21 protein-coding genes are annotated in these 22,705 nt (G+C 46.3%); 7 read left to right on the plus strand and 14 right to left on the minus strand.

Features of this window, described 5'->3' with window-relative positions; all coding sequences use genetic code 11:
- Positions 1–102 precede the first annotated feature (102 nt).
- Together Q7V21_RS04180 and Q7V21_RS04185 are read left to right on the plus strand one after the other, a co-directional pair.
- Complete coding sequence (locus Q7V21_RS04180; protein WP_304916074.1) at positions 103–381, plus strand: type II toxin-antitoxin system RelE/ParE family toxin; 279 nt, start codon at positions 103–105, stop codon at positions 379–381.
- Between the two features lie 14 nt (positions 382–395).
- The gene (locus Q7V21_RS04185; RefSeq protein WP_304916075.1) at positions 396–671 is read left to right on the plus strand and encodes a HigA family addiction module antitoxin; all 276 of its coding nucleotides are present in this window, start codon (positions 396–398) and stop codon (positions 669–671) included.
- A 353-nt stretch (positions 672–1,024) separates the two neighbouring features.
- On the opposite strand, the gene Q7V21_RS04190 is transcribed toward Q7V21_RS04185, so the two are convergent.
- From Q7V21_RS04190 to Q7V21_RS04230, 9 genes are all read right to left on the minus strand, one after another.
- Complete coding sequence (locus Q7V21_RS04190; protein ID WP_304916076.1) at positions 1,025–3,544, minus strand: TonB-dependent siderophore receptor; 2,520 nt, start codon at positions 3,542–3,544, stop codon at positions 1,025–1,027.
- A gap of 135 nt (positions 3,545–3,679) precedes the next feature.
- Positions 3,680–4,678 (minus strand): FecR domain-containing protein, encoded by a 999-nt coding sequence (locus tag Q7V21_RS04195; protein ID WP_304916077.1) that lies wholly within the window; start codon positions 4,676–4,678, stop codon positions 3,680–3,682.
- Positions 4,675–5,184 carry a sigma-70 family RNA polymerase sigma factor gene (locus Q7V21_RS04200; RefSeq protein ID WP_304916078.1) on the minus strand — a complete coding sequence of 170 codons (510 nt, stop codon included), beginning with the start codon at positions 5,182–5,184 and terminating at the stop codon, positions 4,675–4,677. The genes Q7V21_RS04195 and Q7V21_RS04200 overlap by 4 nt, the downstream gene beginning before the upstream one ends.
- Before the next feature lie 298 nt (positions 5,185–5,482).
- The gene (locus tag Q7V21_RS04205) at positions 5,483–7,906 is read right to left on the minus strand and encodes a TonB-dependent receptor (RefSeq protein WP_304916079.1); all 2,424 of its coding nucleotides are present in this window, start codon (positions 7,904–7,906) and stop codon (positions 5,483–5,485) included.
- A 75-nt stretch (positions 7,907–7,981) separates the two neighbouring features.
- On the minus strand, positions 7,982–8,929 hold the full coding sequence (locus Q7V21_RS04210; RefSeq protein WP_304916080.1) for a FecR domain-containing protein: 948 nt from the start codon (positions 8,927–8,929) through the stop codon (positions 7,982–7,984).
- Between the two features lie 5 nt (positions 8,930–8,934).
- Positions 8,935–9,432, minus strand: a complete 498-nt coding sequence (locus Q7V21_RS04215) for a sigma-70 family RNA polymerase sigma factor (protein WP_304916081.1) — start codon at positions 9,430–9,432, stop codon at positions 8,935–8,937.
- Positions 9,433–9,549: 117 nt separating this feature from the next.
- Entirely contained in the window at positions 9,550–10,005 is a 456-nt protein-coding gene (locus Q7V21_RS04220) for a TerB family tellurite resistance protein (protein ID WP_304916082.1), read from the minus strand.
- Positions 10,006–10,065: 60 nt separating this feature from the next.
- Complete coding sequence (locus Q7V21_RS04225) at positions 10,066–11,190, minus strand: GNAT family N-acetyltransferase/peptidase C39 family protein (protein WP_304916083.1); 1,125 nt, start codon at positions 11,188–11,190, stop codon at positions 10,066–10,068.
- Positions 11,180–12,250, minus strand: a complete 1,071-nt coding sequence (locus Q7V21_RS04230; RefSeq protein ID WP_304916084.1) for a DUF2817 domain-containing protein — start codon at positions 12,248–12,250, stop codon at positions 11,180–11,182. Before Q7V21_RS04230 ends, Q7V21_RS04225 begins: the two co-directional genes overlap by 11 nt.
- Positions 12,251–12,417: 167 nt before the next feature.
- Between Q7V21_RS04230 and Q7V21_RS04235 the strand changes: the two genes are divergently transcribed.
- Positions 12,418–13,902, plus strand: a complete 1,485-nt coding sequence (locus tag Q7V21_RS04235) for a RimK family protein (RefSeq protein ID WP_304916085.1) — start codon at positions 12,418–12,420, stop codon at positions 13,900–13,902.
- A gap of 82 nt (positions 13,903–13,984) precedes the next feature.
- Here the strand turns inward: Q7V21_RS04235 and Q7V21_RS04240 are convergent, their stop codons facing one another.
- On the minus strand, positions 13,985–16,042 hold the full coding sequence (locus Q7V21_RS04240) for a TonB-dependent receptor (RefSeq protein ID WP_304916086.1): 2,058 nt from the start codon (positions 16,040–16,042) through the stop codon (positions 13,985–13,987).
- A 153-nt stretch (positions 16,043–16,195) separates the two neighbouring features.
- On the opposite strand from Q7V21_RS04240, the gene Q7V21_RS04245 reads away from it, so the two are divergent.
- Positions 16,196–17,086: a DnaJ C-terminal domain-containing protein gene (locus Q7V21_RS04245; protein ID WP_304916087.1), complete on the plus strand. Its 891-nt coding sequence runs from the start codon at positions 16,196–16,198 to the stop codon at positions 17,084–17,086.
- Positions 17,087–17,105: 19 nt separating this feature from the next.
- On the plus strand, positions 17,106–18,491 hold the full coding sequence (locus tag Q7V21_RS04250) for a DegQ family serine endoprotease (RefSeq protein WP_304916088.1): 1,386 nt from the start codon (positions 17,106–17,108) through the stop codon (positions 18,489–18,491).
- A gap of 48 nt (positions 18,492–18,539) precedes the next feature.
- On the opposite strand, the gene Q7V21_RS04255 is transcribed toward Q7V21_RS04250, so the two are convergent.
- Entirely contained in the window at positions 18,540–19,016 is a 477-nt protein-coding gene (locus tag Q7V21_RS04255; RefSeq protein WP_304916089.1) for a nuclear transport factor 2 family protein, read from the minus strand.
- Between the two features lie 102 nt (positions 19,017–19,118).
- On the opposite strand from Q7V21_RS04255, the gene Q7V21_RS04260 reads away from it, so the two are divergent.
- Entirely contained in the window at positions 19,119–19,694 is a 576-nt protein-coding gene (locus Q7V21_RS04260; protein ID WP_304916090.1) for a TetR/AcrR family transcriptional regulator, read from the plus strand.
- A 12-nt stretch (positions 19,695–19,706) separates the two neighbouring features.
- Here Q7V21_RS04260 and Q7V21_RS04265 read toward each other — a convergent pair whose 3' ends face one another.
- From Q7V21_RS04265 to Q7V21_RS04275, 3 genes are read right to left on the minus strand one after another with little or no spacing between them, the layout of a single operon-like run.
- Positions 19,707–20,642 (minus strand): PstS family phosphate ABC transporter substrate-binding protein, encoded by a 936-nt coding sequence (locus Q7V21_RS04265; RefSeq protein WP_304916091.1) that lies wholly within the window; start codon positions 20,640–20,642, stop codon positions 19,707–19,709.
- A 24-nt stretch (positions 20,643–20,666) separates the two neighbouring features.
- Positions 20,667–20,888 carry a hypothetical protein gene (locus tag Q7V21_RS04270; protein ID WP_304916092.1) on the minus strand — a complete coding sequence of 74 codons (222 nt, stop codon included), beginning with the start codon at positions 20,886–20,888 and terminating at the stop codon, positions 20,667–20,669.
- 30 nt (positions 20,889–20,918) lie between these two features.
- On the minus strand, positions 20,919–22,079 hold the full coding sequence (locus Q7V21_RS04275; RefSeq protein ID WP_304916093.1) for a Na/Pi symporter: 1,161 nt from the start codon (positions 22,077–22,079) through the stop codon (positions 20,919–20,921).
- 263 nt (positions 22,080–22,342) lie between these two features.
- On the opposite strand from Q7V21_RS04275, the gene Q7V21_RS04280 reads away from it, so the two are divergent.
- On the plus strand, positions 22,343–22,675 hold the full coding sequence (locus Q7V21_RS04280) for a hypothetical protein (protein ID WP_304916094.1): 333 nt from the start codon (positions 22,343–22,345) through the stop codon (positions 22,673–22,675).
- Positions 22,676–22,705 lie beyond the last annotated feature (30 nt).

Here is a 22,705-nt window from a genome sequence, read left to right on the forward strand (position 1 = left end):
AACTCATGTTGGCTTGGGGTGCGATACCCAAAGCATAATTGCACACTGTCGCGCGACACGATACAATCTGCCTTATGCAGAAAGACATGGGCTGAGAAAGGGATGATCAAAAGCATCAGGCACAAGGGACTGAAACAGTTTTTCGAGAAGGGAAGTACCAAGGGCATTCCCACTGATCATGTTGACCGCCTCCGCGATCGACTGACCGTATTGGACGCCGCCACCAGCCTTGACGATATAGCGGTCAGCAACTGGGACCTGCACCCGCTGACCGGAAAACTAAAAGGCCAACATGCCATCAAAGTGTCCGGCAACTGGCGACTTTTCTTTGAGTTCCGAGATGGCAATGTGTACCTATTGGACTATGACGATTACCACTGATGGGAGAAAATACCATGGCGATGTATGACCCCTCGCACCCAGGCCGTATTATCCGGCAGCGCTTGATTGAAGATGAAGACGGCCACAAGATTGACAGTGTGGCCGTGGTCGCCGAACGGCTGGGCTGCCACCGTAATACCCTCAACCGGGTCATTAACGGCAGCGCCTCAGTAACACCGGAAATGGCATTAGCTCTGGAACAAGCCGGGGCCGGCACTGCTGAGTTCTGGCTGACCATGCAAGCCAATTATGATCTGTTTCAGCTTCGCCACAGCCGAGGTGCGGCTTAGCATGGAACAGATACTGGAATAACGTTATCGCGTTATAAAACAGTAGGTTGGGTTGAATATTATGAAACCCAACATTGATGTAACTAATGACCTTGGGACTGTTGGGTATCGCTATCGCTCCACCCAACCTACGCACTTTTCCAACCTCAGATGGCAAATAGTAGTTTAAATAACCTACTCCCCGCTTTCACGGGGAGAGGTAAATTTAAAATCACCCGTTCTGTTTGGCGGGGCCATAACCAATAGACGAGCACCGAAATAACAAGTGTTCAGGTTTTGACATCCCGAGACATATTCTTGGTCGAACAAATTAACAGCAAAATATCAATGACACTGCCCCGATTGCTCAGATCCTAGTAATCCCACCGAGTTGTTAGCATCAAATTGCGTGGCTCACCATAATAAGTAGTGTCGAAGTTACCCAAACCTATTAGGTATTTTTTGTCGAACACATTGTTGGCGTTGAGAGTAAAGTTCAAATGCTCGTTGTACTGGTAGCGTGCCATCAGGTCGACCAAGGTGTAGTCGCTTTGTTTGATTAGGGTGTAGTCGTCGATTGTCCCGCTATAAATGTTGCCGTAGAAAACACTCTGCCATTTCACCCCGCCACCGATGGTTATCCGGTTCAAGTCGCCTGGTAAGCGGTATGTGGTGAAAAGGCGAACCACATGTTCAGGTTGAGTAGTGGCTAGGGGATAGCCAAAGATGCGCTGTTGGTCAGCGTCGCGGGTGCGGGCGTATGTATAGCCGACGGAGAGGTTCCAGCCTTCCTGTAGTTCACCGTTCAGTTCCAGCTCCACCCCCTTGGTGGTAGCACCCTCAATGGCACGATAGATACCTTCGTTAGTGATCGGGTTGGTACCGATATTCTCCGCGACGTTGTCCTCTTCTATACGGAACAAGGCTAGGTTGGCATTCAATTTGCCGTCAAAGTAGGCAGCTTTAACACCGGTTTCGTAGCTGTTGCCTTCAACGGGATCCAATGTTGAACCGTTGGTGTCTTTGTTGGTCTGCGGCTGGTAGATCGAGGTATAGCTGGCGTATACCGAGTAGGTATCATCAAGGTCATATACTATACCGGCATAGGGGGTGACGACACCGTGCTCCTTATAGCTGGCGTGGACATCCTCCCAGCTGGAGGTAGCGAAATAGTCTTCGTCATTGTTGTATTTGAATGTACTGACTCTAGTCCCGAGGATCAGGGCGAGGCTATCGCTCGGGCGCAGGCGTGTAGCCATGTAGATGCCGTTTTGACTCTGGGTCGTTTTGTAGTCACCGTTTATGGGGAAATCTTGCTCCGGTAGTTTGCCATTCCAGTCGAAGATGCTCCCCGGCACCATGCTAAAGGCGCTGCCGTCATAGGTATCACCAGTTAGGCGCGAGCGGGAAACCATGGCCCCAGCCACCAGTTCGTGCTCGCGACCAAACAAGTTGAATGGCCCAGAAAGGTTGACATCAACAGTGTTCTGTACTCGATGACCTTCCCAGCGTCCCCAATATAAGAACATGCCTTCACCCGTTACCGGATCTGGATTGCCGCCACTGGCCGAGGCCAGACGTGTGTCATGATCGGTGATCATATGGTTTAGGTTGACTTTGAGTCTCCAGCCATTGTTAAAAGCCTGTTCCAGAGCAGTAAAGTATGTTGTAGATTCGAAGTCGCGGCGGCTCCAATCCGCACCAGGGTTGTGTGAACGCGAAAAATTGGTACGGCTACCATCAGAGAAGTACACGGGATTGCCGGTCCAGGACGCGCCACGCGGGGTCGTGGTATACCTGTCAATACCGAAAGTCAGCAGGGTATCTGGAGTCAGATCGGCCTCTAGGATGCCGTAAAGCGTATTATTTTTCTGTTTGTAATGATCTAGATAAGACTTGCGATCCTGATAGGCGGCAACGAAGCGACCGCGTACAGTGCCCGCATCGTTCATTGCTCCAGAGATGTCACCTTCAGTTCGATAGTTATCCCAAGAGCCAGTGGTGCCGGTGATCGAGGCCTTGAAATCGTGGGTCGGCTTTTTGCGTATGATATTGACAGTCGCTGATGGATCGCCCGAGCCGGTCATCACCCCCGTGGCCCCCTTGATTACTTCAATTCGGTCGTAGGCAGCTGTGTCGCCGTGGGGGGAGCCTTCGTAGATATTATCGGCAATCGTGTTGACCCCATCATACTGGTAGTTGGTGATGTCGAAACCTCGTGTGAAATACAGCATGCGGTTACTGTCAAAAGCCTGTACAGATATGCCCGGGGTGTTACGCAGGGCGTCGCCGATGCTTATGACACCCTGGTCGTCCAACTGCTGTCGGGTAATCACGCTAACAGACTGCGGAGTTTCACGGGGTGAAAGATCAAGTCGCGTAGCAGAACTTGTGAGCCCTGTTGTATAGGATCCGGTGCCTTCAGTAATAACACCTAACGCCTTGCCGGAAACAGTAACTATGGGCAGGGTTATTTCACTCGCAGTGTCCCCCGATGCCTCGATTAAATATCCCCCACTACCCGTATGACTCAACTTTAATCCGCTATTTGCAAGTAACGCTTGCAACGCTTCATCTACGGTATAGCGACCTCTGACGCCTTGGGTCGTTAGCCCTTGTAACAAAGCAGCATCATAAGTCAGATTCACGCCGGCACTCCGAGCAAAGCTATCCAGGGCTTGGTGAAGTGGTCCGGCTGGTACGCTAAACATTTTGCTGTCGGTTTCAATCATGCCGTTCGATTGGTTTTCGGCATAGGCGGTTTGGCTAACCATTGCGCCGCCCAGCAGACAGGCAAAGCTGATCTGCAGCATGGTCGATAAAACAGGATGTCGCAGTCGATGATGAGCTAGTGGCAGGTTTGGGGGAATGGCTGAGCAAGCAGTCATGGTCATTTCTCTCTCAGTAATGTGAATAAATAAAGCTCAAATCGGAGCCCTCTTACCCAACAGACCGGATGAAATTTTCAATCCCCTCATTTTTTTTGAAATAATTTTTCTGGCAGTACCCCACGGTGAGATCACCCTGCTTTAGCTAGGCGAGACCGAGACCCAAAAACGGGTGCGGTAGCTGATCTTGATGGGTTGGGTTTGCACCAAAAATTGCAAAGCCTGATCGGTATTTTTCAAATGGAAAGTACCGGAAACCCGTAGATCGTTAATTCGTGGATCACACTGCACCACACCATGACGGTAACGTGCCAGTTCAGCCAACAAATCCGCCAGCCGAATATTCTGGCCAGCAATGACACCATCGGCCCAGGCATCATCCTCAAAGCCGGGGTTTGCTGCATCTTGCGCTGTATTAATTGTTAACCAACGGCGTTCTCCTGCCGCAACCACTACAGAGTCATTACTGTTCACCGGATACAATTCAACAGCTCCTTGTTGCACGCTAATCAAAGCACGCTCCTGCTCCAGTCTCACTACAAAGCGAGTTCCCAATGCCTGTAATTTACCGACTGGTGTTTGTACCCAGAATGGACGTTTGTTGGCAGAGACATCATCCGAGCCAGTGGTAATGAGAATTTCACCACGATGCAGAATGATATTGCGTTGTGTTGCATCCAGCAGCGTGCTGATCGCAGTATCGGTGTTGAGCTGAATAACACTGCCGTCTGCCAGGGTTAGCGTCCGTTGTTCTCCAATAGCCGTGCTGGCATCCGCCATCAATCGCTGCCATGGTGTGTGCTGATGTGCGAGCCAACCGCTCATGGCAAACACACCCGATACGGATAGCAATTTAAGTGCCTGACGCCGGTCCAGAGAAGTAGACTGACGTTTGGCATCGACTTTTTTCAGCGTCTGCAACGCCAGCTTTTCCGGCAACGAAGAAAACTCTGCCTGCATCAAACCGATCCGCTGCCAGGCTTTGGCATGAAGTGGGTCAGTGCTTAACCAAGCTTCAAAGGATTGCTGATTGTGTTCAGAGGCTTGATTGTAATTTAGCTTAACGGCCCAGAGGATGGCCGCATCAACAATGGCATCCGGTAAGGGTTCGCCATCAACTGAGTCGGATAAATCATTCACGCTTCAAATCTGCATTCATAGCAGCGGCGTAATGCCTTGGCGATATAGCGTTCTACCGTGGCCAATGAAACACCAAGTATCTGGGCAATTTGCGGGCAGGTGAAGCCTTCCAGTTGGGCCAATAGAAAAGCTTGTCGAATAGGTGGCTTTAACGAATCCAATACCTGGTCAATAGTATTGAGTGTTTCTAAAAACAGCAGCTGGGTTTCCGGAGAAGGTGCCTCTTCTTCAGGCAGGCTGGCCAGGATTTCCAACCAGGTGTTTTCCAGTTCACGGCGACGCCAATGATCAATGACCAGTCCACGAGCAATCGTGGAAAGAAATGCACGAGGCTGTTTGGGTTGAATGGATTGCTGGCGATTAAGCAACCTTACAAATACATCCTGCGCCAAATCAGCGGCATCAAAACGATTTCCCAGTTTCGCAAGCAGCCAACTTTGCAACCAATTATGATGGTCGCTGTACAACGTCAACACGTCCTGTTGTTTGCTATGTCTGGCTAACATGATAATCCTGCTTGGAAAATGGCGAACCGCATAATCGCGAATAAGAATTGTTCGCAATTATATTGAGCTGCGCTGGGACATGCAAATAATCGACAACAGTCGCTATTAGCTTGGTTAGCTTTGAGCGATAGCGATAGCGATAGCCCACAATCGGCGGTTCATCGTTTCACAGTTGTTGGATTTTGCGCCTCGACTTAACCAAACCCAACACTATTTAATGCAAATATATGTCTGCCCCATCTTTTTTTAAAAACTGGGGCAGATGATTGTTTTCCTGTGGAACATTTCACTAATTTCATCAAAATTGCATTTGTGCCGAAAAAGCTATGCTACGAGGCGGCCCAACGTAGTAACTGTTTTGCCAATAATCTTTGTCAGTAATATTACTTGCGTACAAGCGAAGAGTCAGTGGCTTTCCGGCAGTTAGAGTCGTGTAGCGTAAACCAAGATCATATGTTGTATACGACGGCAAACGGTAGGTATTGGCATTGTTTGCCCATTGCTCTCCGGTATAGTAAGCCCCACCCGTGAGACTGAGACCGGGCACGAAAGGAAGTGCATATTCCGAATACAGTTTGGCGACTTTTTTGGCAACGTTCCTCGGGTCTTTGCCATCGTTATCACCGCCACGGACAGATGGATCAAGCAAAGTCAAACCACCAACAATTGTTAAGCGCTCGGTCAATTTTCCTGTAGCACTGAATTCCGCTCCTCTGTGATTTTGTCGACCATCTTGGGTATAGGTGTTGGTAGCATTAGCAAATTCATAGGCTTTTTCGATTTCGAAAAGTGCACTGGTTAGAAAGACCCCGCCCACCTCTGCTTTAATGCCAATTTCTTTCTGCCGGCTCACCATGGGCGGCATGATTTCGTATTGATTGGTAGTTCCTAATGGGGCGATGCCTCCCATTTCCAGACCTTCGTTATAGGTGATGTATGTAGTAACTGTCGGGATTGGTTTGAACATCACCGAAATGGATGGGGAGTTACGGAATTTATCGTAGTCAGGTTGACTCTTATAACCTAATGAATTGTAGTTTTTGCTGGTAATACGACTGTGATTAACGCCGACCAGTGCCGACCATCGCGGTGTAAATTGAATCAGATCGCCAAGCATAAAATTGTCGTTGCTTGCTTTGCCTGCTAAATACAATTGTCCCGTATTTTCAGGAAAGCTGTACTCTGGAACATGCGTCGGCGTGTCCATCGAATAGGGTCCCTGATAGCCGGTGTTGGGAGCATAAGTCGTATTCCAGTCCTTAGCTGTATAAGTGTAATAGCCAAGAGTCAACTTATGAGCGATGCCCGCCGTGTCGAAGGCAAAATCAGCAAAAGCCTGGCCGCCGTTGATCTCGCTCTTGGTTTCGCCGACACGTTGACGAAGCTGGCGATACTGGGATGTAGAAAACATACTGTTCATTGTGTGATCTTGAACAGGTCGATCAATATAACTTTTGGTATAACCGCCTCTTAGTGTGATGGAGTCATTTAATTGATAACTAAGACGTCCACCGACCTGCTTATTCTCAAATTCATCCTGAATCCAGGGTTGAGACCAGTTTTTGCTGGCATCTGGCGCCTTACCTCTGGGAATAGCATCATTGAAAAACCAGTAGGCGGAAGGAGCTTGCGTCTTGTATTGGTTGTAAGATGCTTTAAGTTCAAGCAGAAGTTGATCTGAAAGCTGCCAATCGAAAGCACCGCTGACCAATGTCCGGTCAATTTCCTGATCATCAACAACGGTATTACCATCCTGTCTGACAACGTTTAGCCGGTACCCCATATTTTCCGCTTCGTCGATGCGGCCACCAAAATCTCCATGCACGTAATATTGGTTCCCGCCATAATTACCCACCGTAATATTGCTCAGCCGCTCCTGTGTAGGACGCTTGGAAACAAAGTTGATCATACCTGCCGGCGGGGCCGCTCCGTATAGAAACCCCGACAAACCGCTTAATACTTCAATACGTTCTTTATCTTCTAGCACGGCAGCATGATTATAGGGACGACGCAAACCATCTTCGGAGACATCGTATGTCGGAAAGCCTCGAATATTGACCAAAGGCGACCATCCGGTACTTTGTGGCGTACTTGTTCTGGTCGATGGGTTGATTCTGTATATATCATCGGGGGAAGATGCTTGAACGTTTTCGATGAGTTCTTTGGGAATGACACTGATCGAAAATGGCGTGTCTTGAAGATTCATGCTGCCGAGACCACCTACTGAAGAAACGGTTTTAACACGGTAACCGTCCGCCGCAGTACCTTCGAATTGCAGATTTCTTTCTGCATCCGCAGTAACCTTTACTGATGGCAAGTGAACCAGCTCGCTCGTATCAACCGACGGTGTCGCTTTGATCCCATAACCTTCATCAGCTTGTCGGTATGCTTGCAATCCTGTACCAGTAAGCAACATTTCCAACACCTGCTGCGGTGAATATTGTCCGGAAATACTTGGGCTGGTTAGTCCATCAGTAATTGCCGGATCAAATGACAAGGTTACTCGTGCTTGACTGGCAAACTGGTTCAGTGATTGTGCCAATGGTCCAGCTGGGATCTGAAACTGCTGTTGTTGAGAAACAGTGGCTTCGGCGGCTATTAATGTGGTTATGGGCAATGCTGCGGTTACTACCACCGTAGCGATGATTGCTGCTTTTATTGACTGATTGAGCAGTGTCGGCTTTTTCAAGGCTTTCGCCTGTTTGGATTGAGCAGAGTTCATGGAGCTTCCTTTTCAGCGTAAATGATGTGAATGAGATTCATTTACTACCTATGCCGAAGCAGCTGAAAAAAAGGTTCATTTATTTTTTGTGACCGTTACCCAATAGGGGCTGCGATACACCACACTGACCGGTAACGTATGAGCGAGATTGCTGAGGGCAACATTGGTATCACTGAGTTGAAAAACACCCGAAAGCCGTAACTCTGCCACGGCAGGATCGCACCGCAGCCAGCCTTTACGATAACGCGATAATTCGGCTATCACTTCTGCTAATGGCTGATTATCAACAATCAATTGTTTACGTGTCCAAGCGGTTGTTACTGCCGATTGGTTCGCTGTAGCTGGCTCAATATGCTTTTTGGAAAAACGAATTTGCTGTCCAGCAGTGATTTGCTGAGTTTTATGGGTTTCAGCCGTATAAATTTCCACGGCATCCTGCTGTACGGCGACCTGCGAATAATCTGAATCGAATCGCACCGTGAAGATGGTGCCCAAGGCGCGAATTTGTCCATGTTCTGTTGTGACGGATAAGGGTCGACTCAGCGCGTCACTGGCTGTGGTGATCTGGATTTCTCCTTCCAGTAATTCGATTCGTCGCTGGTTTTCATCAAACAGGACATTGACCGCGCTGCGGGTATTCAATATCAGCTTACTGCCATCCGCTAGCATGACTTCACGCCATTCGCCAGTCGCTGTTTGATAATCTGCAGCCCAAGAAGCTAACGTTGAATGTTGATAGGCCAGCCAGCTACCGGTCGGAATAACCAGCAATGCACTGATGGCTTTGATGATATTGCGTCGTTGAGTTTGTTTTCGGCTGAGCACGGAAAGGCCGAGCTTTTCCGGCACTTGTGCAAACGAGTGATTTAATTGTTGTGCGACCTGCCATGCACGCTGATGATCAGAACTTTGGGCACACCATATCTGCAACTGACTTTGTTCGTTTGCCGTTAATGGCCTGTCCTGCATTTTAACCAGCCAGTCGGCGGCTTCAGCAATGATGTTTGCTGGTGCTGAGTTCATGGTGTTTACCATAATAAGGTCAGGCAATGGATAAAGGCCTGCTGCATATCGCGCTTTACGGTGCTTAATGACGCGCCGGTCTTTTTAGCAATCTGGAGGTAAGTCAGCCCTTCCAGCTGGGATAACAGGAAGATGGTTTTCACTCGTGTGGGCAATCTATTTAATAAAGCGTCAAGCTGCTCCAGCGTTTCTCGAATTAGCAGCTGTTCTTCTTCTGACATTATTGTGAGTTCGGGCATATCGGCTAATGCTTCAAGATAAGCATTTTCCAAAGAACGGCGGCGAAAATAATCAACCACCAGGCCATTGGCGACGGTACGTAGATAAGCTCTTGGTTGTTCCGGGGTAAAGCCTGTTTGTTTGTGCTGTGCCTGCAATAGGCGAACAAAGGTATCCTGCGCCAGATCTGCTGCGCGCTGATCGCAACCGACCCTTTGATACAACCAGCCGCGAAGCCAACTGTGGTGGTCTTTATAGATGGATTCCAGTGGAGGTGGAGACATTTGCCGACGATGGATAACCGTTAATGAGAATGAGATACATTAACGTTTTAACAGTTAACTGACAAGCGGGTCTGGGTTGTTTCCTGATGTTGAATGGAGAAGCTTTAATTATCGTGTTCAGGTATGTCCGGTCGCGGCCAGCTTGGCGGCAATAAAATCACTGTGCTCAACATGTAACAGATTACTGATGCGACGGATAACGTGTTGCTCTATCTGATGAATTTCATTATCAGCATTCGCCAGTTGCCATAGGATATGGATTAATTCGATTTTCTTTTTCTGACTGAAACGACGGTTGATTTCGGAAGTAAAAGCAAAATAGTCAGTAGCGGATTTGTGAGCCTGTTCGGCTTCTTGCAGCAAACTCTCCGCCGCATTTTTGTCCAGAGAAAAGCGTTTTTGCAAAATGTTCAGCAGCATTTCACGCTCTTCGTCTTTGAAATGATAATCAGCGGCAATCACCTCGACCATCAATGCGGCCGCAGCAAGTTTGACTGAGACATGCGCAACATCACCGGTATCGTCATCGCTGAGCAATTCACGTTGTAAGAACTGTTTGAGTTTATCGAGCATTAGATTCTCCTGTTCTGCAGAGACAGCTTTTTCACGCAGCGGTTCTTATCTGGGAAAGGATTATTTTGTGGAATGTAAAATAACCGCGGCCTGATAACGGGGTTTACCGTAACCCAGCATGCGATTGAATTCTTTATGTGTGACCGGCACATAAAAACTGTCGGTTAAGGTTTTGTCATCATCCCAATCGATATCCGGATCGTGAAAATAGACAAAAGTATCGGAAATCGACACCAGCACCACCCAGTGTGGTGACTTGTTTTGATTTAACCGATAAGAGCTGATCAGCACCACCGCCAGCGCCCCTTGATGCAGATAATCTCGCAACAAGTTCACATCGATCTGTCGCATCTGCTGCTCAACATCTGACGTTTCCAGTTGCTGCATAAAATCCTGATGCACACATTCCATCACGGCTTTTTTATCTTCACTACGCACGCCGTTTACAAATGGCACATCAGCGCTGTTGGTGATTAATGTTGTTTTGAAATAACGTCGCCATGCCGCCAAAGCCAGACCTTGAGCACTACAACCTCCATGACCGGAAGTCATAAAAATGGTGGTGGCTTCGCGCCATAACTGTAATTCCAGACCACGATCCAGATGCATGACCGGTTGCAGAGTTTTCATCGCCATCATCAAACTGGCGGGGCCGCAGGTGAAATCGGTACTTTGTGAATAATGAAAAACCTGCTGATGCAGCTCTTCGGGCTGAGGCTGTAATACCTTCATCATGCGTAAAGCGTTGGCATGATCTTCATAGTAATCACTGACAATTTCAAACTGGTGATAGCCGAGGCTTTCATAAAGTTTGATAGCGCCTACATTATCCGGGCGCACTTCCAGGCGGATAAAACTGCGACCGGCAATCAATGCAGCCTGTTCAGCCTCTTTCATCAACGCCCTGGCAATTTTCTGGTTACGGTATTCTGGTAACACCGCCAGCGAATAAATACGCCCCAGCGACGTGCCTCTGGCATACAGCAATAACACATAGCCCATGATGTTTTGCTGTTGTTCGGCCACTAGTAATAATGCGTTGGCCTTGTTGATCATCCATTTGAAGCTGCGGCGGGATAATTGATCGCTATCAAAACAGATGTTTTCAATTGTCAGCAGTGCATCTACATCCGCTAACGTGGCCGCACGAAAATTTATTGAATCAGTCTGTTGCTTAACTGCCATTTGCATTGGCGGTTAAACCTTCCAAAGCCATTTCAATGACCTGCCGTCCACGAAACAATACCAACTCCTGCCATTGGGTCTCGCTGGGGCAGAAAAAGTCTTGCATCGCATGTTTGATATCCAGCGTTTTCTGATCGGACCAGTCAATCTTGCCGGATTGCTGCAATTGCTGATCGGCAAACAATACATTCAACATTTGCTGGTTGCCAAAGGTACCGAATTCCAATGTCAGGAAACACACATTGTCACCTTGCTGGTGCCAGTAATAATCGTGCAGACCATGTTTGACGCCAGAGGTTGATGTACCCAGCGCCGGCTCCGTCACAGTGGCACCAAATAAATCACGAGCCTTCTTTAGACCGGCACTTTCAGGAGGATGGTCACAGATCAATTCACCATAACCATAAGGGCCCAGCCCACTATGAATATCAATGACGATCACATTGTCACGTTTTTCTGGTTTCAGTTGAGCGACCAGCTCTTCGATGGTTTGACGCGACCAGCTGGCTTTGTCACCACCGTAATAAAGCGCGTCGGCTTTGGCGTACTGGCCCTGGCTGAGCTTATCAAACTGCTCGCGTTGTTCACCAACCAGCTCAACAGCTTCTTTTTGTTTACTGAGCTTTTCCCAGATAGCAACTGCTTCAGCAGAGTCCGGCAGCTTTGCATTAAAATCGACAAAGTTACGGTTGATATCGATGCCTTCATGATCATTGCGGCTGGCACAGGCAAATCCCCAGGGATTTAACGCATGAACCATCACAACACAGACATCGGCAGGTAATCGCCGATGACGTCCCACAAAATCCGATTGAATAGCTGAGCCAACACCGCCTTCAACGCCATGTACACCTGAAACCAATACCAGAATATTTTTGGCCTTGGGACTTCCAGCCCAGGCGATATCACAGAACAAACGTTCATTTTTAGGGCCGCGAACCGGGTGGACAATATTGTTAACCCGTTCGACAATGGAGCTTGTTTCCACTGCTGAGATAAACTTGTCTCGTGCACCAGCATAGCGTTGCGAAAACACACTCAGAACGGCTTCTGCATACATGGCAACAACTCTCCTGTACTTAAAATTTCGGCGAAGAATAGGCGACTTTTATGATTTTGACCAGATAATCGGCGTAGTGGCAAAAATATTTATCATAACCATGACACAATCACTTTATGATGCACAAATCGTCTGACCAACCTGAACCGGAGCTCCGTTAACGTCATATGACTAACCATTTGATAATTTTGGAAAATATAGAAGACTGGGCCCCTTATTTCCCCAGCGCTCAGGTTATTGCTGTGGATGATTATCTGCAAACCCCATCCCACATCGCGAGCGGTCGTGCGCAAATTATTAACCTCTGTCACGGTCTGGAATATTTAAGCCCCGGTTATTACTGCTCAATGGTGGCCGAAGCGCGTGGACATCGGGTGATGCCCAGTTTGCGAACCATCAATGATCTGTCTCGCAAAAGCCTGTATGCCTACGACTTATCAGATTTTGGAACACAACTTGATAAAGTAATCGCTGCCAGTCACAAACAATCCGAAACCAGTTTTAATCTGAAAGTATTTTTTGGTCAGTGTGAATTCAAGGGATTACAAAGACTGGCGAGACAAATTTTTGAACAATATCCCTGCCCGATCATCGAAATCGAATTCAGTCACAAAGGTCACTGGTTAATTTCAGCGATCAAGGCTGCACCACTTAATCAGTTAACAGACACTGAACAGGATAGTTTTGCTAATGCACTGGATGCCTTCAGTCATAAGCTGTGGCGTAAGCCCTCCAAGCGTCGTCAATACCGCTATGACATGGCCATTCTGCACAATCCAGATGAAAAAATGCCGCCCAGCGATGCCACCGCTTTAAAACGCTTTATCTCCAGCGGTAAACGTATAGGCATTGATGTGGAATTGATTACGCCACGTGACTATATTCGTATCGCTGAGTATGACGCTTTGTTTATCCGCGAGACCACGGCGATACATAACCACACCTATAAATTTGCCAGACGAGCTGAAAGTGAAGGACTGGTGGTCATTGATGATCCCACGTCGATTATTCGCTGTACCAATAAGATCTATCTGAAAGAATTGCTGGAAAAGCATAATTTGCCGATGCCGGAATCGCATCTTTTGTATCGCAATGACAAGGTTGGTTTGGAAAAAATCTGCACCGAAGCAACCTTCCCGCTGGTGCTGAAGATCCCTGATGGCGCATTCTCCAAAGGCGTTATCAAGGTCAATAATGCCGATGAACTGCGCAGTAATGCCGCCGATTTCTTCCAGCAATCCGCAATTATTCTGTTGCAGGAATTTATGTTTACCGATTATGACTGGCGTATTGGTGTGTTTAATAACAAGCCTATATATGCCTGTCAGTATTTTATGAGCAAAGGCCATTGGCAGATTTATAACCACAACACCAAAAAAGGTACTGACTCCGGTAAATCGGCTGCAGTGCCTATTTCAGAAGTACCGGAAAAAGTGCTGAAAATCGCTATAAAATCGGCGAAACTGGTCGGAGATGGACTTTATGGCATCGATATCAAACAAAGCGGTAGCCGAGTGGTGTTGATCGAAATAAACGATAACCCCAGTATCGATAGCGGGGTTGAAGATGCTTATCTGGGACCAGCTTTATATGACGACATTATGCGAGAGTTTTTACGAAGATTAGAGATGCGAAAAGCGCATCGTCAATAAGGCTTTTGCTTAACTTAATGACATAAAAAAGCGGTGGCTGAATGAATCAGCCACCGCTTTTTTGATTTTGACACTCGTTAACTTAGAACGAGTAACTTGCACCAACATGCAGGCCACGACGTTCGCCTACAAAGTAACGGTATTGTTGGCTGAAACCATTAAAGTCTGCCCGCTCGGCATAATCCGTATCAAACAGGTTATGCACACGGCCATACAGCGTCAAACTCTCGGTTACTGCATGCGAGGCACGTAAATTGAATAAATCATGTCCTTCGTATTTTCGAGCATTTGCATCATCCAAATAATACTCACTCATATGCACCCATTCGAGTTCAGCACGACTTTTTGGCGTGACGTTCCAACCTAAGCGGACATTACCCATTCGTTTTGGTGCAGTAACCAGATAGTTACCTTTTTCGATATTGCTAGAGGTTCTATCAAAGTCATATTCATGTTTGGCAAACGTAACGTTGGCACCGATATCAAACAATTCATTGAAGGGATAAAACACGCCTAATTCAATACCGGTATGTTTGGTTTTACCATCTGGAACGTTTATTTGCGTGCTGTCGGTAAAGAAATAATCTTTTTTCTTCATCTGATATGCGGCGATTTCATATTGCAAACCAGCACCCACCCGACGAACACCAATTTCTACACTATCAATCGTTTCAGAATCAGCAGCACCACCTGTCGCTCCACGTTGTTGAATACGATAGAGGTCGGTGGTTTGAGGAGCACGATTACCCCGTGCGTAGTTGATAAATGCAGCGGTATTGTCCGTCAGCTCTTGCACTACACCCAGTTTAGGACTCAGATTGCTGAAGGTATCTTTGCCACTATCTGGACGTAGGTAACGAGTATTGCCTGGGATGATCGCAGAGTCTGTTTTATTGGTGTAATCATATTTGGTGTATTCGTAGCGAACCCCGGCGGTGACACGAGTTTTATCCAATACCTGCCATTCGGAGTGGATATATGGCGCAAGTACGGTGGCATCGACCTCATAGTTATAATGCTCGCCCTGTATAAACTGACCTACTGACGGATTGAATTGCACTTCTGATAAGTCACCTTCCGTGTATTCAATATCAGTACCGACGATGATGCTATGGCCACCATCCAATTCTTTGGTTAAAGCAGATAATAAACCGGCGCTGGTATGCTTGTTCTTTTCAACTGGTTGGCCGGTTAAGAAATGCATTAAAAAATCCATTTCGGTATGACGCATATAAGGTGTAAGACGAAACGAAGTGGTTTCATTCAGCTGGCGCTCCCACTCGGTTGATAAGCGGAAAGACTTGGCATTGCGATATGCATCAACCCCTCGTTCTTTATTAGGGTTGCTTCTGGAAAGGCTGCCATCTTTATAAGCTTCAAAACCTTCAATGTAACCTGCTGTTTTCTGATTCAGATTACTGGCACTGAAAATGGTTTTAAAACTGTCCTGATCACCGTAATAATCATGACGCAGAGTGACTTTTTGCTGATCATATCCAGCATCTTCGGCATAACCATTATCGGTAGTGCCATTAACACTGACACGGTAACCATGGCGACCAACGGTGTCACTGACAGTGCCTTTGAATTTGTATAAATCGTGTGGCCCCACCGAAAAATCGATTTGTCGTTCGAGGTTTAATGAAGGTGCACGGGTCAAAAAGTTCATCAGACCATGCACAGCGTTAGAACCATACAAAGCACTACCAGGGCCACGCACGACTTCAATACCACCCGCCTGTTCATGATTGACTTCAAACAAACCGTTTACATTAGCAAAACCCGCTGCACGTAATGGAAGTCCATCTTCAAGGTATAAAAACGAACCGGCACCAGCACCACCTGACAGAACCGGCGAACGAATAGAAGTTAAATGCTCCTGGCCGTTACCACGTTGCACATTGACACCACTTATACGATTGACCACCTCTGTGACGTGATCCGCACGAATCAGATCGATTTCTTCTTCTGAGATTTTGCCGGTATTACCTGCTAATTCCAGAATAGGTGTGCCCGAGCGCGTTCCGGTCACTACCAGTTCGTCAAGAGATAAATCCTGATCTTCCTGAGCATAAGCGGGTAAGGCAATATTCAAACTGGCCAAAGCCATTAGGGCGGATAATTTTCGTAAAGTCGGCATGAGCTATAATCCCTGAGCAGTATGTTGTAAAAAGTTAACGCATTCTCTCATGTTGTGTTTTTGCAACACATCAGAAAAATCCTTAAATGACGTTGAAAAACGTCCTATCATCCCCATCTATTGACCCAAATCAATTTTTATCTAAAAGAGCCCATGGAATATAAAGACTATTACAAGATCCTTGGTGTAAGCCGAACAGCAACACCTGAAGAGATAAAAAAAGCCTATCGCACCCTGGCGCGTAAGTTTCACCCTGATGTCAGCAAAGAAGAAAATGCTGAAGAAAAGTTCAAGGAAGTCGGTGAGGCTTACGAAGTTCTGCGAGATAAAGATAAGCGTGCCCAATACGATCAGTTTGGTGGACAGTTCCGTCATGGCCAATCATTTTCTCCACCTCCTGGCTGGGAAGAGAATGTCGGTGGCTTTGGTCAAGGTAATTTCAGCAGTTTTTTTGAAAACATGTTTGGTGGCATGGGCGGTATGGGTGGCGGCCGCAGTGATAATTTCTTTGCCAGAGGGGACGACGTTAACGCCAAGATCACCATTTCATTAGAAGATGCATTTAACGGTGCGACCAAATCGATTCGTCGTCCTGCAGGCGCATCTCAATCTGGCACCGTCAGTGTCAAGATTCCTGCCGGAATTGAGCCCGGTAAAAAAATCCGTTTAACCGGCCAAGGTAAAGCCGGTATGAGCGGCAAACCCGGTGATTTATACCTGGAAATCCAGATTGCCCCGCATTCGCTTTATCGTCTGGATGGCAGGGATGTTTATCTGGATCTACCTATTGCCCCGTGGGAAGCCGCTTTGGGTGCCAAAATTACTGCGCCAACTTTAGCCGGAAAAATTAGTCTGAATATCCCGGCGGGTGCTCGCAGTGGTCAAAAAATGCGTTTAAAAGGTCGCGGCCTGCCCGGCAAAACGGCTGGAGATCAGTTTGTTGTTTTACAAATTATGACCCCTCCGGCAACGACTGCTGAAGCTAAAAAGTTTTACCAAGAAATGGCTGAAAAATTACCTTTTAACCCTCGTGAGAACATCTGAAACATTTGAGGAAAACAAGATGATGAACAAGCTGAAATCTGCTGTTGTCTGGTTAGCCGGTATTACCCTTTTGACGCAGGTGGCTGTCGCTGCCCTGCCTTTTTCATGGTTGGGCGATGACAATCAAATGCCAACATTGGCACCGATGCTGGATCGATCCAAACCAGCCGTTGTCAACATCGCAACGCGCAGTGAAGTGCGTATACAGGATAATCCGCTATTAAATGACCCTTTTTTCCGGCGTTTTTTTAACTTACCCGAACAACAGCAACCTCGTACCCGTCAGGCGCAAAGCCTGGGTAGTGGCGTTATTGTGAATGCCAAAGAAGGGCTGGTATTAACCAACAACCATGTAATTCAACGTGCTGATGAAATTACGGTTTCATTGCATGACGGCCGCAGTTTTCAGGCTGAAGTCGTTGGCAGCGATCCGGCAACCGATGTTGCTGTAATTCGTATTCCACCTGAAAATCTTACTGCCCTGCCACTAGCGGATTCAGATAGCCTACGGGTAGGTGATTTTGTGGTGGCAATTGGTAACCCATTTGGATTGGGCCAAACTGTGACTTCCGGTATTGTCAGTGCCTTGGGGCGTAGTGGTCTTGGTCTCGAAGGTTATGAAAACTTTATTCAAACCGATGCTTCAATCAACCCCGGTAATTCTGGTGGTGCCTTGGTCAATTTACGCGGTGAACTGGTCGGTATTAACACAGCCATCTTTTCGCCAGGACAAACTGGCAATATCGGTATTGGTTTTGCCATCCCAAGCAATCTGGTCAAACAAATCACCGATCAATTACTGGAACATGGCGAAGTACGCCGCGCTTATTTGGGCGTGCAAATGCAAGATATAACACCTGAATTAGCTCAAGCCTTTGGCATTGAAAATATCCGCGGTGGTGCTGTTGTGACAAACGTGATTCCGGGATCAGCTGCTGAAAAAGCCGGGTTAAAAGTGGGTGATGTGGTGACAGCCGTTGATGGTGTTTCACTGGCCAATGCCGATAACCTGCGTAATACCATTGGTTTATTAATGGTTGGTCAGTCGATCAAACTGGACATCATTCGTGATGGTAAAGCACAAACTCTGACTGCAGAAGTAACAGAGGCACAACGTAGCACAGCTCAGACTGGTGAAGTGCACCCAAAATTAGCTGGGGCAACGTTTGGCGATATTGAACCAAGCTCACCTAATTACGGCAAAGTTCAAGGCATTATGTTGTATTCGGTACAACGTGGCAGCCCGGCCTGGAATGCTGGTTTACGCAGCTATGACATTGTGACTTCAGTAAACCGCCAGCCAGTGAATGATCTGGAGCAGTTCAAACAGATGGTGACCAATCAACCGGAATTATTGCTGAATATTGTTCGTGACAATCAGGCGATGTTCTTGTTGCTACGATAAAAAATCCGGCGCGGAGTTTCGACTCCGCGCCGGTTTATTTTACCGGGACTATAAACCCAACTCGCTCAGACTTGGATAATCATCCGGTCTTCTGCCTAAAGGCCAGGTTAATTTACGTTCACTTTCATGAATAGCTAAATCATTAATACTGGCATAACGTTTTTTCATTAAACCGTTGTCATCGAATTCCCAGTTTTCATTGCCGTATGAACGAAACCATTGTCCTGCTGCATCATGCCATTCATAGACAAATCTAACGGCAATCCGGTTATCCGTAAAAGCCCAAAGCTCTTTCACCAATCGATAATCCAATTCGGTTTGCCATTTTTTCTGCAGAAACGTTTTAATCTGTTCCCGCCCAGTTGGAAATTCAGACCTGTTCCGCCATTGACTGTCAGCGGTGTAAGCCATAGAGACTTTTTCCGGATCCCGGCTATTCCAGCCATCTTCCGCCATACGGACTTTTTGCACAGCAGTCTCACGGGTAAAAGGTGGAAACGGTGGTTTTTGTTCGGTTTGTAACATGGTTTTATTCTCCAGCAACAAGGTATACAAATCTGTCTACCAACAGAATAGACAGATCGGTATACCTCTGTCAAACTGGCTGTAAATTTATGAGAAAGCATTATGGATAAACGTCAGCAATTAGTTCATGCCGCCTTTGATCTGTTTTATCGAAATGGCATTCATGCCGTTGGCATCAATCAGATCTTGCAGACTGCAGGTGTTGCCAAAAAAACGCTTTATCATCATTTTGCCAGCAAAGATGAATTGATTGCGGCGGTGGTGGAATATCGCGATGAGAATTTTTACAACTGGTTAGCTGCTCGATTAGAACAAGTAACCCCCGGTTATGATGGCCTCAATGAATTATTTGATGCCGTAGATGATTGGATAAATAACCGTGTAGATTTGCTAACGGATTTCCATGGATGCTTTTTTATTAATACCTGTGCTGAATTCAATAATCCACAACATCCGGTATATCAGCAATGTCAGCAACATAAACAAAAAATCAATGGCTTGATTGCTAAACAAATCCAGGCTTTGGGAATACCAGAACCCGCGAGTCAACAGGTCACCGAGTCCATCAGCCTGTTAAAAGAGGGGGCCATCGTAATGGCCCACGTACAAGGGGATTTAACGGCAGCAAACAAGGCTAAAGATATGGCCTGGATCGTGTTAGCTGCCTATTTAAGCTGAAGACAGATTTACTTAGTTAAGTAATTGTTGAATATTTTCAGCATATTGCGCTTCCGGATACGGCATATAACCGGTGAAATGCAGCCATGTCACAATGTTGGAAAAGTAGTGCGTTAAAAACACCTTAAGATTGGCCTTATCCTCTAAAGACTGTTTTTTAACATATAAAAATAAAGGTCTTGAAAACGGCTTGTACTGACCATTTGCCACTGTTTCAATAGAAGGGTAAACAGGGCCGTTTCCATTATCAATCGGTACCAGCTTCAAGGTATCCCAATGACGGTGATAGCCGCCGATACCAAAAAAGCCCAATGCATTTTTATCTTTGGCGATCTGGGCTGCCAAATACTCTTCGTCTTCACTGGCTACATAATCGGAACGACTTTCGCGGGTAACACCAGTAACATGAGTAGTAAAATAGTCGTAAGTACCTGAATCCTGGCCTCTGCCATACAGCGATAACGATTTATCCGGCCATTGCGTTCTGACTTGGTTCCAGTTCAAGACCTTTCCATCACTTTGTTTGGACCAAATGGTTTTTAATTCGCTCATTGTCAAAGAATCAACCCAGTCATTTGCCGAGTGCACAACAACCGCTAAAGCATCCTGTGCCAATGGTAGTTCGATATAGTCGATCTCATTTTCAGCACATAAGGCAATCTCTTCGGCGTTAATCGGCCGCGATGCATTGCTTATATCAGTTTTACCTTCACAGAACATACGAAACCCGGCATTGGTGCCTGAAAACTTCACGGAAATTTCAGCTTCCGGTTGTTGACGTATAAAGCGTTTTGCCGCTTCCGTGGAGATTGGAAAAACAGTGCTGGAACCGTTAATGACGATGGTGTTTTCCGTAATCCTGGTTTCTGACAGATCATCATGCTGTGAACAACCAGCCAACATAATCAACACAAGACCAGCAATCACACCCACATATTGTTGTTTCACTGAGATTTACTCCGCATGGTCGAGTTAGTCTTGCTTGGAATTTTTCAAGGATTGTTTCAAATCTTCCCAAAAGATTTTCAAACTGGTGAATTTGGTTTCCACTGCATCAAAATACTGTTCCAGCTCATCAATCTTTTCGTGCTGTTGTTCATCCATTTCACTTGGCATTCCTGCTTCAAGCTCTTCAATCGCTTGCTTGAGTTCACGAATACGGACTTGTCTTTCCTGTGGTGTCAAATTGGACATGGGTTAAACCTCAAAATGATTTGTTCTACTTTAAAAGATCTGACTTATGCCAATGATCAACAATGGAATCACAAAAAATACGCCACCAATATAGGCAACAACATACAGTTTGTTTTTCTGGGCATAAATGGCCAGCGTCTCAGCCATCTTGATAGGCAATTGGCGAAATACCGGCAACACATATATCAACAATATCGCCATCAAATTAAAAAACAGATGCACCAGTGCTATCTGTAAAGCGAGTTCAGCCGTCGGGCCCGAGATTGCCGTGGCAGCAAGTAATGCAGTAATGGTAGTGCCGACATTTGCACCTAAAGTAAAAGGATAGATCTGTTTAATTGAAAACACGCCAGTTCCTGCCAGAGGAACGATTAAGGCCGTCGTCGTTGAAGAGGATTGAACCAGTACGGTGATGATTGAGCCAGAGGTCATGCCAGCAATCGGTCCACGACCAACCGCCTTATGCAAAATTTCTTTCGCCTTTCCAACCATCACTTTGCGAAGCAGTTTACCTATTGCAGATACCACAAACAGAATTAAGGCAATGCCGATCACAATCAAGGCAATACCAGCCCAAACTTCCGGTAACCAGCCCGTTATAAACTTCAGAGCATCATCGGCTGGTGACAGTAATGTTTTCATGAAATTCATATTGCTCATGCTGACGCTGGCATCCGATACGAAAAATCCGGACATAAATTCAGCACTACGCTGTAAGGGTTTAAATAACAGTTCTAATGGCAGCAGAATCATTACTGCAAGGATGTTGAAACTATCGTGCACCGTGGCTGCTGCAAAGGCACGGCGAAACTCATCGCCATTACGTACATGGCCCAGACTGACCAATGTACTGGTTAATGAGGTACCAATATTCGCCCCCATCACCATCGGGATAGCAATACTTAATGGCAGCCCACCTGCCACCATACCGACAATAATCGATGTAACTGTACTGGAGCTTTGAATTAATGCCGTGGCAACGACACCGATAATTAAGGCAATCACCGGATTGGATGCAAAAGAAAATAATTCTTTGGCATTACTGGCTGTCGCCATTTTAAAACCACTGCCGATGGCACCGACAGAAGCCAGTAAAAGATAAATCAATGCCGCCACCATCAACCATGCCTGCCAATTAGATTGTGATGCCTGGGCCTTTAACGATGGATTTTGCTGAGTAATGGTAGACATGAGTGACCACTCTTATTTGAAATTCACTCATGCAATTTAATTCTCATATATGACAATTTGATGAATGATTCTCATTTATTAATTTGTCTAGCTGGTAAAAGCAGCGGTTTTATATTCCTATTCTCAATAAACTATTACATATACTTTCTTTAATAATTACAAACATTTACACAGATTGAAGCAAACTTACAGAAAAAAGGCCTAGTCTGATTTTCAGTGACAGGCCTTATAAAAATGAGGTAATGACAATGCAAAATTTAAAAATGACAAAAACCATTTTATTACTCATGTTTTCATTATTTATCGTGGGTTTTTCAATTAATCAGGCAAGGGCTGACGTAAGAATTAATATCGGTTTGGGTTATCCCATCGGCTATGTGGATCATCGACATCATGGTTATATCGTGCACCACCATGCACCTGTTTATAGCTATAGTCGACACCATTATCATCCGCCTAAAAAATACTACTCAAAGCACAGGTATCATCATCCAAAATCATATCGCGGCCATGGACATCACAGAGATTATTACCGCCATGATTCCCGGAGTTATCAACACAACTATGGACATCGTCATAACCGCTATTATCGTTAAACCAATTTCTCTCCTGACAAGGAAGTCTTC

The sequence above is a fragment of the Methylophaga sp. genome (assembly GCF_030651745.1).

What these genes read in the sequence shown, in the direction of transcription:
- Q7V21_RS04180 (WP_304916074.1), top strand. Translation starts at nt 103, where the DNA reads ATGATCAAAAGCATCAGGCACAAGGGACTGAAACAGTTTTTCGAGAAG.
- Q7V21_RS04185 (WP_304916075.1), top strand. Translation starts at nt 396, where the DNA reads ATGGCGATGTATGACCCCTCGCACCCAGGCCGTATTATCCGGCAGCGC.
- Q7V21_RS04190 (WP_304916076.1), bottom strand. Translation starts at nt 3,544, where the DNA reads ATGACCATGACTGCTTGCTCAGCCATTCCCCCAAACCTGCCACTAGCT.
- Q7V21_RS04200 (WP_304916078.1), bottom strand. Translation starts at nt 5,184, where the DNA reads ATGTTAGCCAGACATAGCAAACAACAGGACGTGTTGACGTTGTACAGC.
- Q7V21_RS04205 (WP_304916079.1), bottom strand. Translation starts at nt 7,906, where the DNA reads ATGAACTCTGCTCAATCCAAACAGGCGAAAGCCTTGAAAAAGCCGACA.
- Q7V21_RS04210 (WP_304916080.1), bottom strand. Translation starts at nt 8,929, where the DNA reads ATGAACTCAGCACCAGCAAACATCATTGCTGAAGCCGCCGACTGGCTG.
- Q7V21_RS04215 (WP_304916081.1), bottom strand. Translation starts at nt 9,432, where the DNA reads ATGTCTCCACCTCCACTGGAATCCATCTATAAAGACCACCACAGTTGG.
- Q7V21_RS04220 (WP_304916082.1), bottom strand. Translation starts at nt 10,005, where the DNA reads ATGCTCGATAAACTCAAACAGTTCTTACAACGTGAATTGCTCAGCGAT.
- Q7V21_RS04225 (WP_304916083.1), bottom strand. Translation starts at nt 11,190, where the DNA reads ATGGCAGTTAAGCAACAGACTGATTCAATAAATTTTCGTGCGGCCACG.
- Q7V21_RS04230 (WP_304916084.1), bottom strand. Translation starts at nt 12,250, where the DNA reads ATGTATGCAGAAGCCGTTCTGAGTGTGTTTTCGCAACGCTATGCTGGT.
- Q7V21_RS04235 (WP_304916085.1), top strand. Translation starts at nt 12,418, where the DNA reads ATGACTAACCATTTGATAATTTTGGAAAATATAGAAGACTGGGCCCCT.
- Q7V21_RS04240 (WP_304916086.1), bottom strand. Translation starts at nt 16,042, where the DNA reads ATGCCGACTTTACGAAAATTATCCGCCCTAATGGCTTTGGCCAGTTTG.
- Q7V21_RS04245 (WP_304916087.1), top strand. Translation starts at nt 16,196, where the DNA reads ATGGAATATAAAGACTATTACAAGATCCTTGGTGTAAGCCGAACAGCA.
- Q7V21_RS04250 (WP_304916088.1), top strand. Translation starts at nt 17,106, where the DNA reads ATGATGAACAAGCTGAAATCTGCTGTTGTCTGGTTAGCCGGTATTACC.
- Q7V21_RS04255 (WP_304916089.1), bottom strand. Translation starts at nt 19,016, where the DNA reads ATGTTACAAACCGAACAAAAACCACCGTTTCCACCTTTTACCCGTGAG.
- Q7V21_RS04260 (WP_304916090.1), top strand. Translation starts at nt 19,119, where the DNA reads ATGGATAAACGTCAGCAATTAGTTCATGCCGCCTTTGATCTGTTTTAT.
- Q7V21_RS04270 (WP_304916092.1), bottom strand. Translation starts at nt 20,888, where the DNA reads ATGTCCAATTTGACACCACAGGAAAGACAAGTCCGTATTCGTGAACTC.
- Q7V21_RS04275 (WP_304916093.1), bottom strand. Translation starts at nt 22,079, where the DNA reads ATGTCTACCATTACTCAGCAAAATCCATCGTTAAAGGCCCAGGCATCA.
- Q7V21_RS04280 (WP_304916094.1), top strand. Translation starts at nt 22,343, where the DNA reads ATGACAAAAACCATTTTATTACTCATGTTTTCATTATTTATCGTGGGT.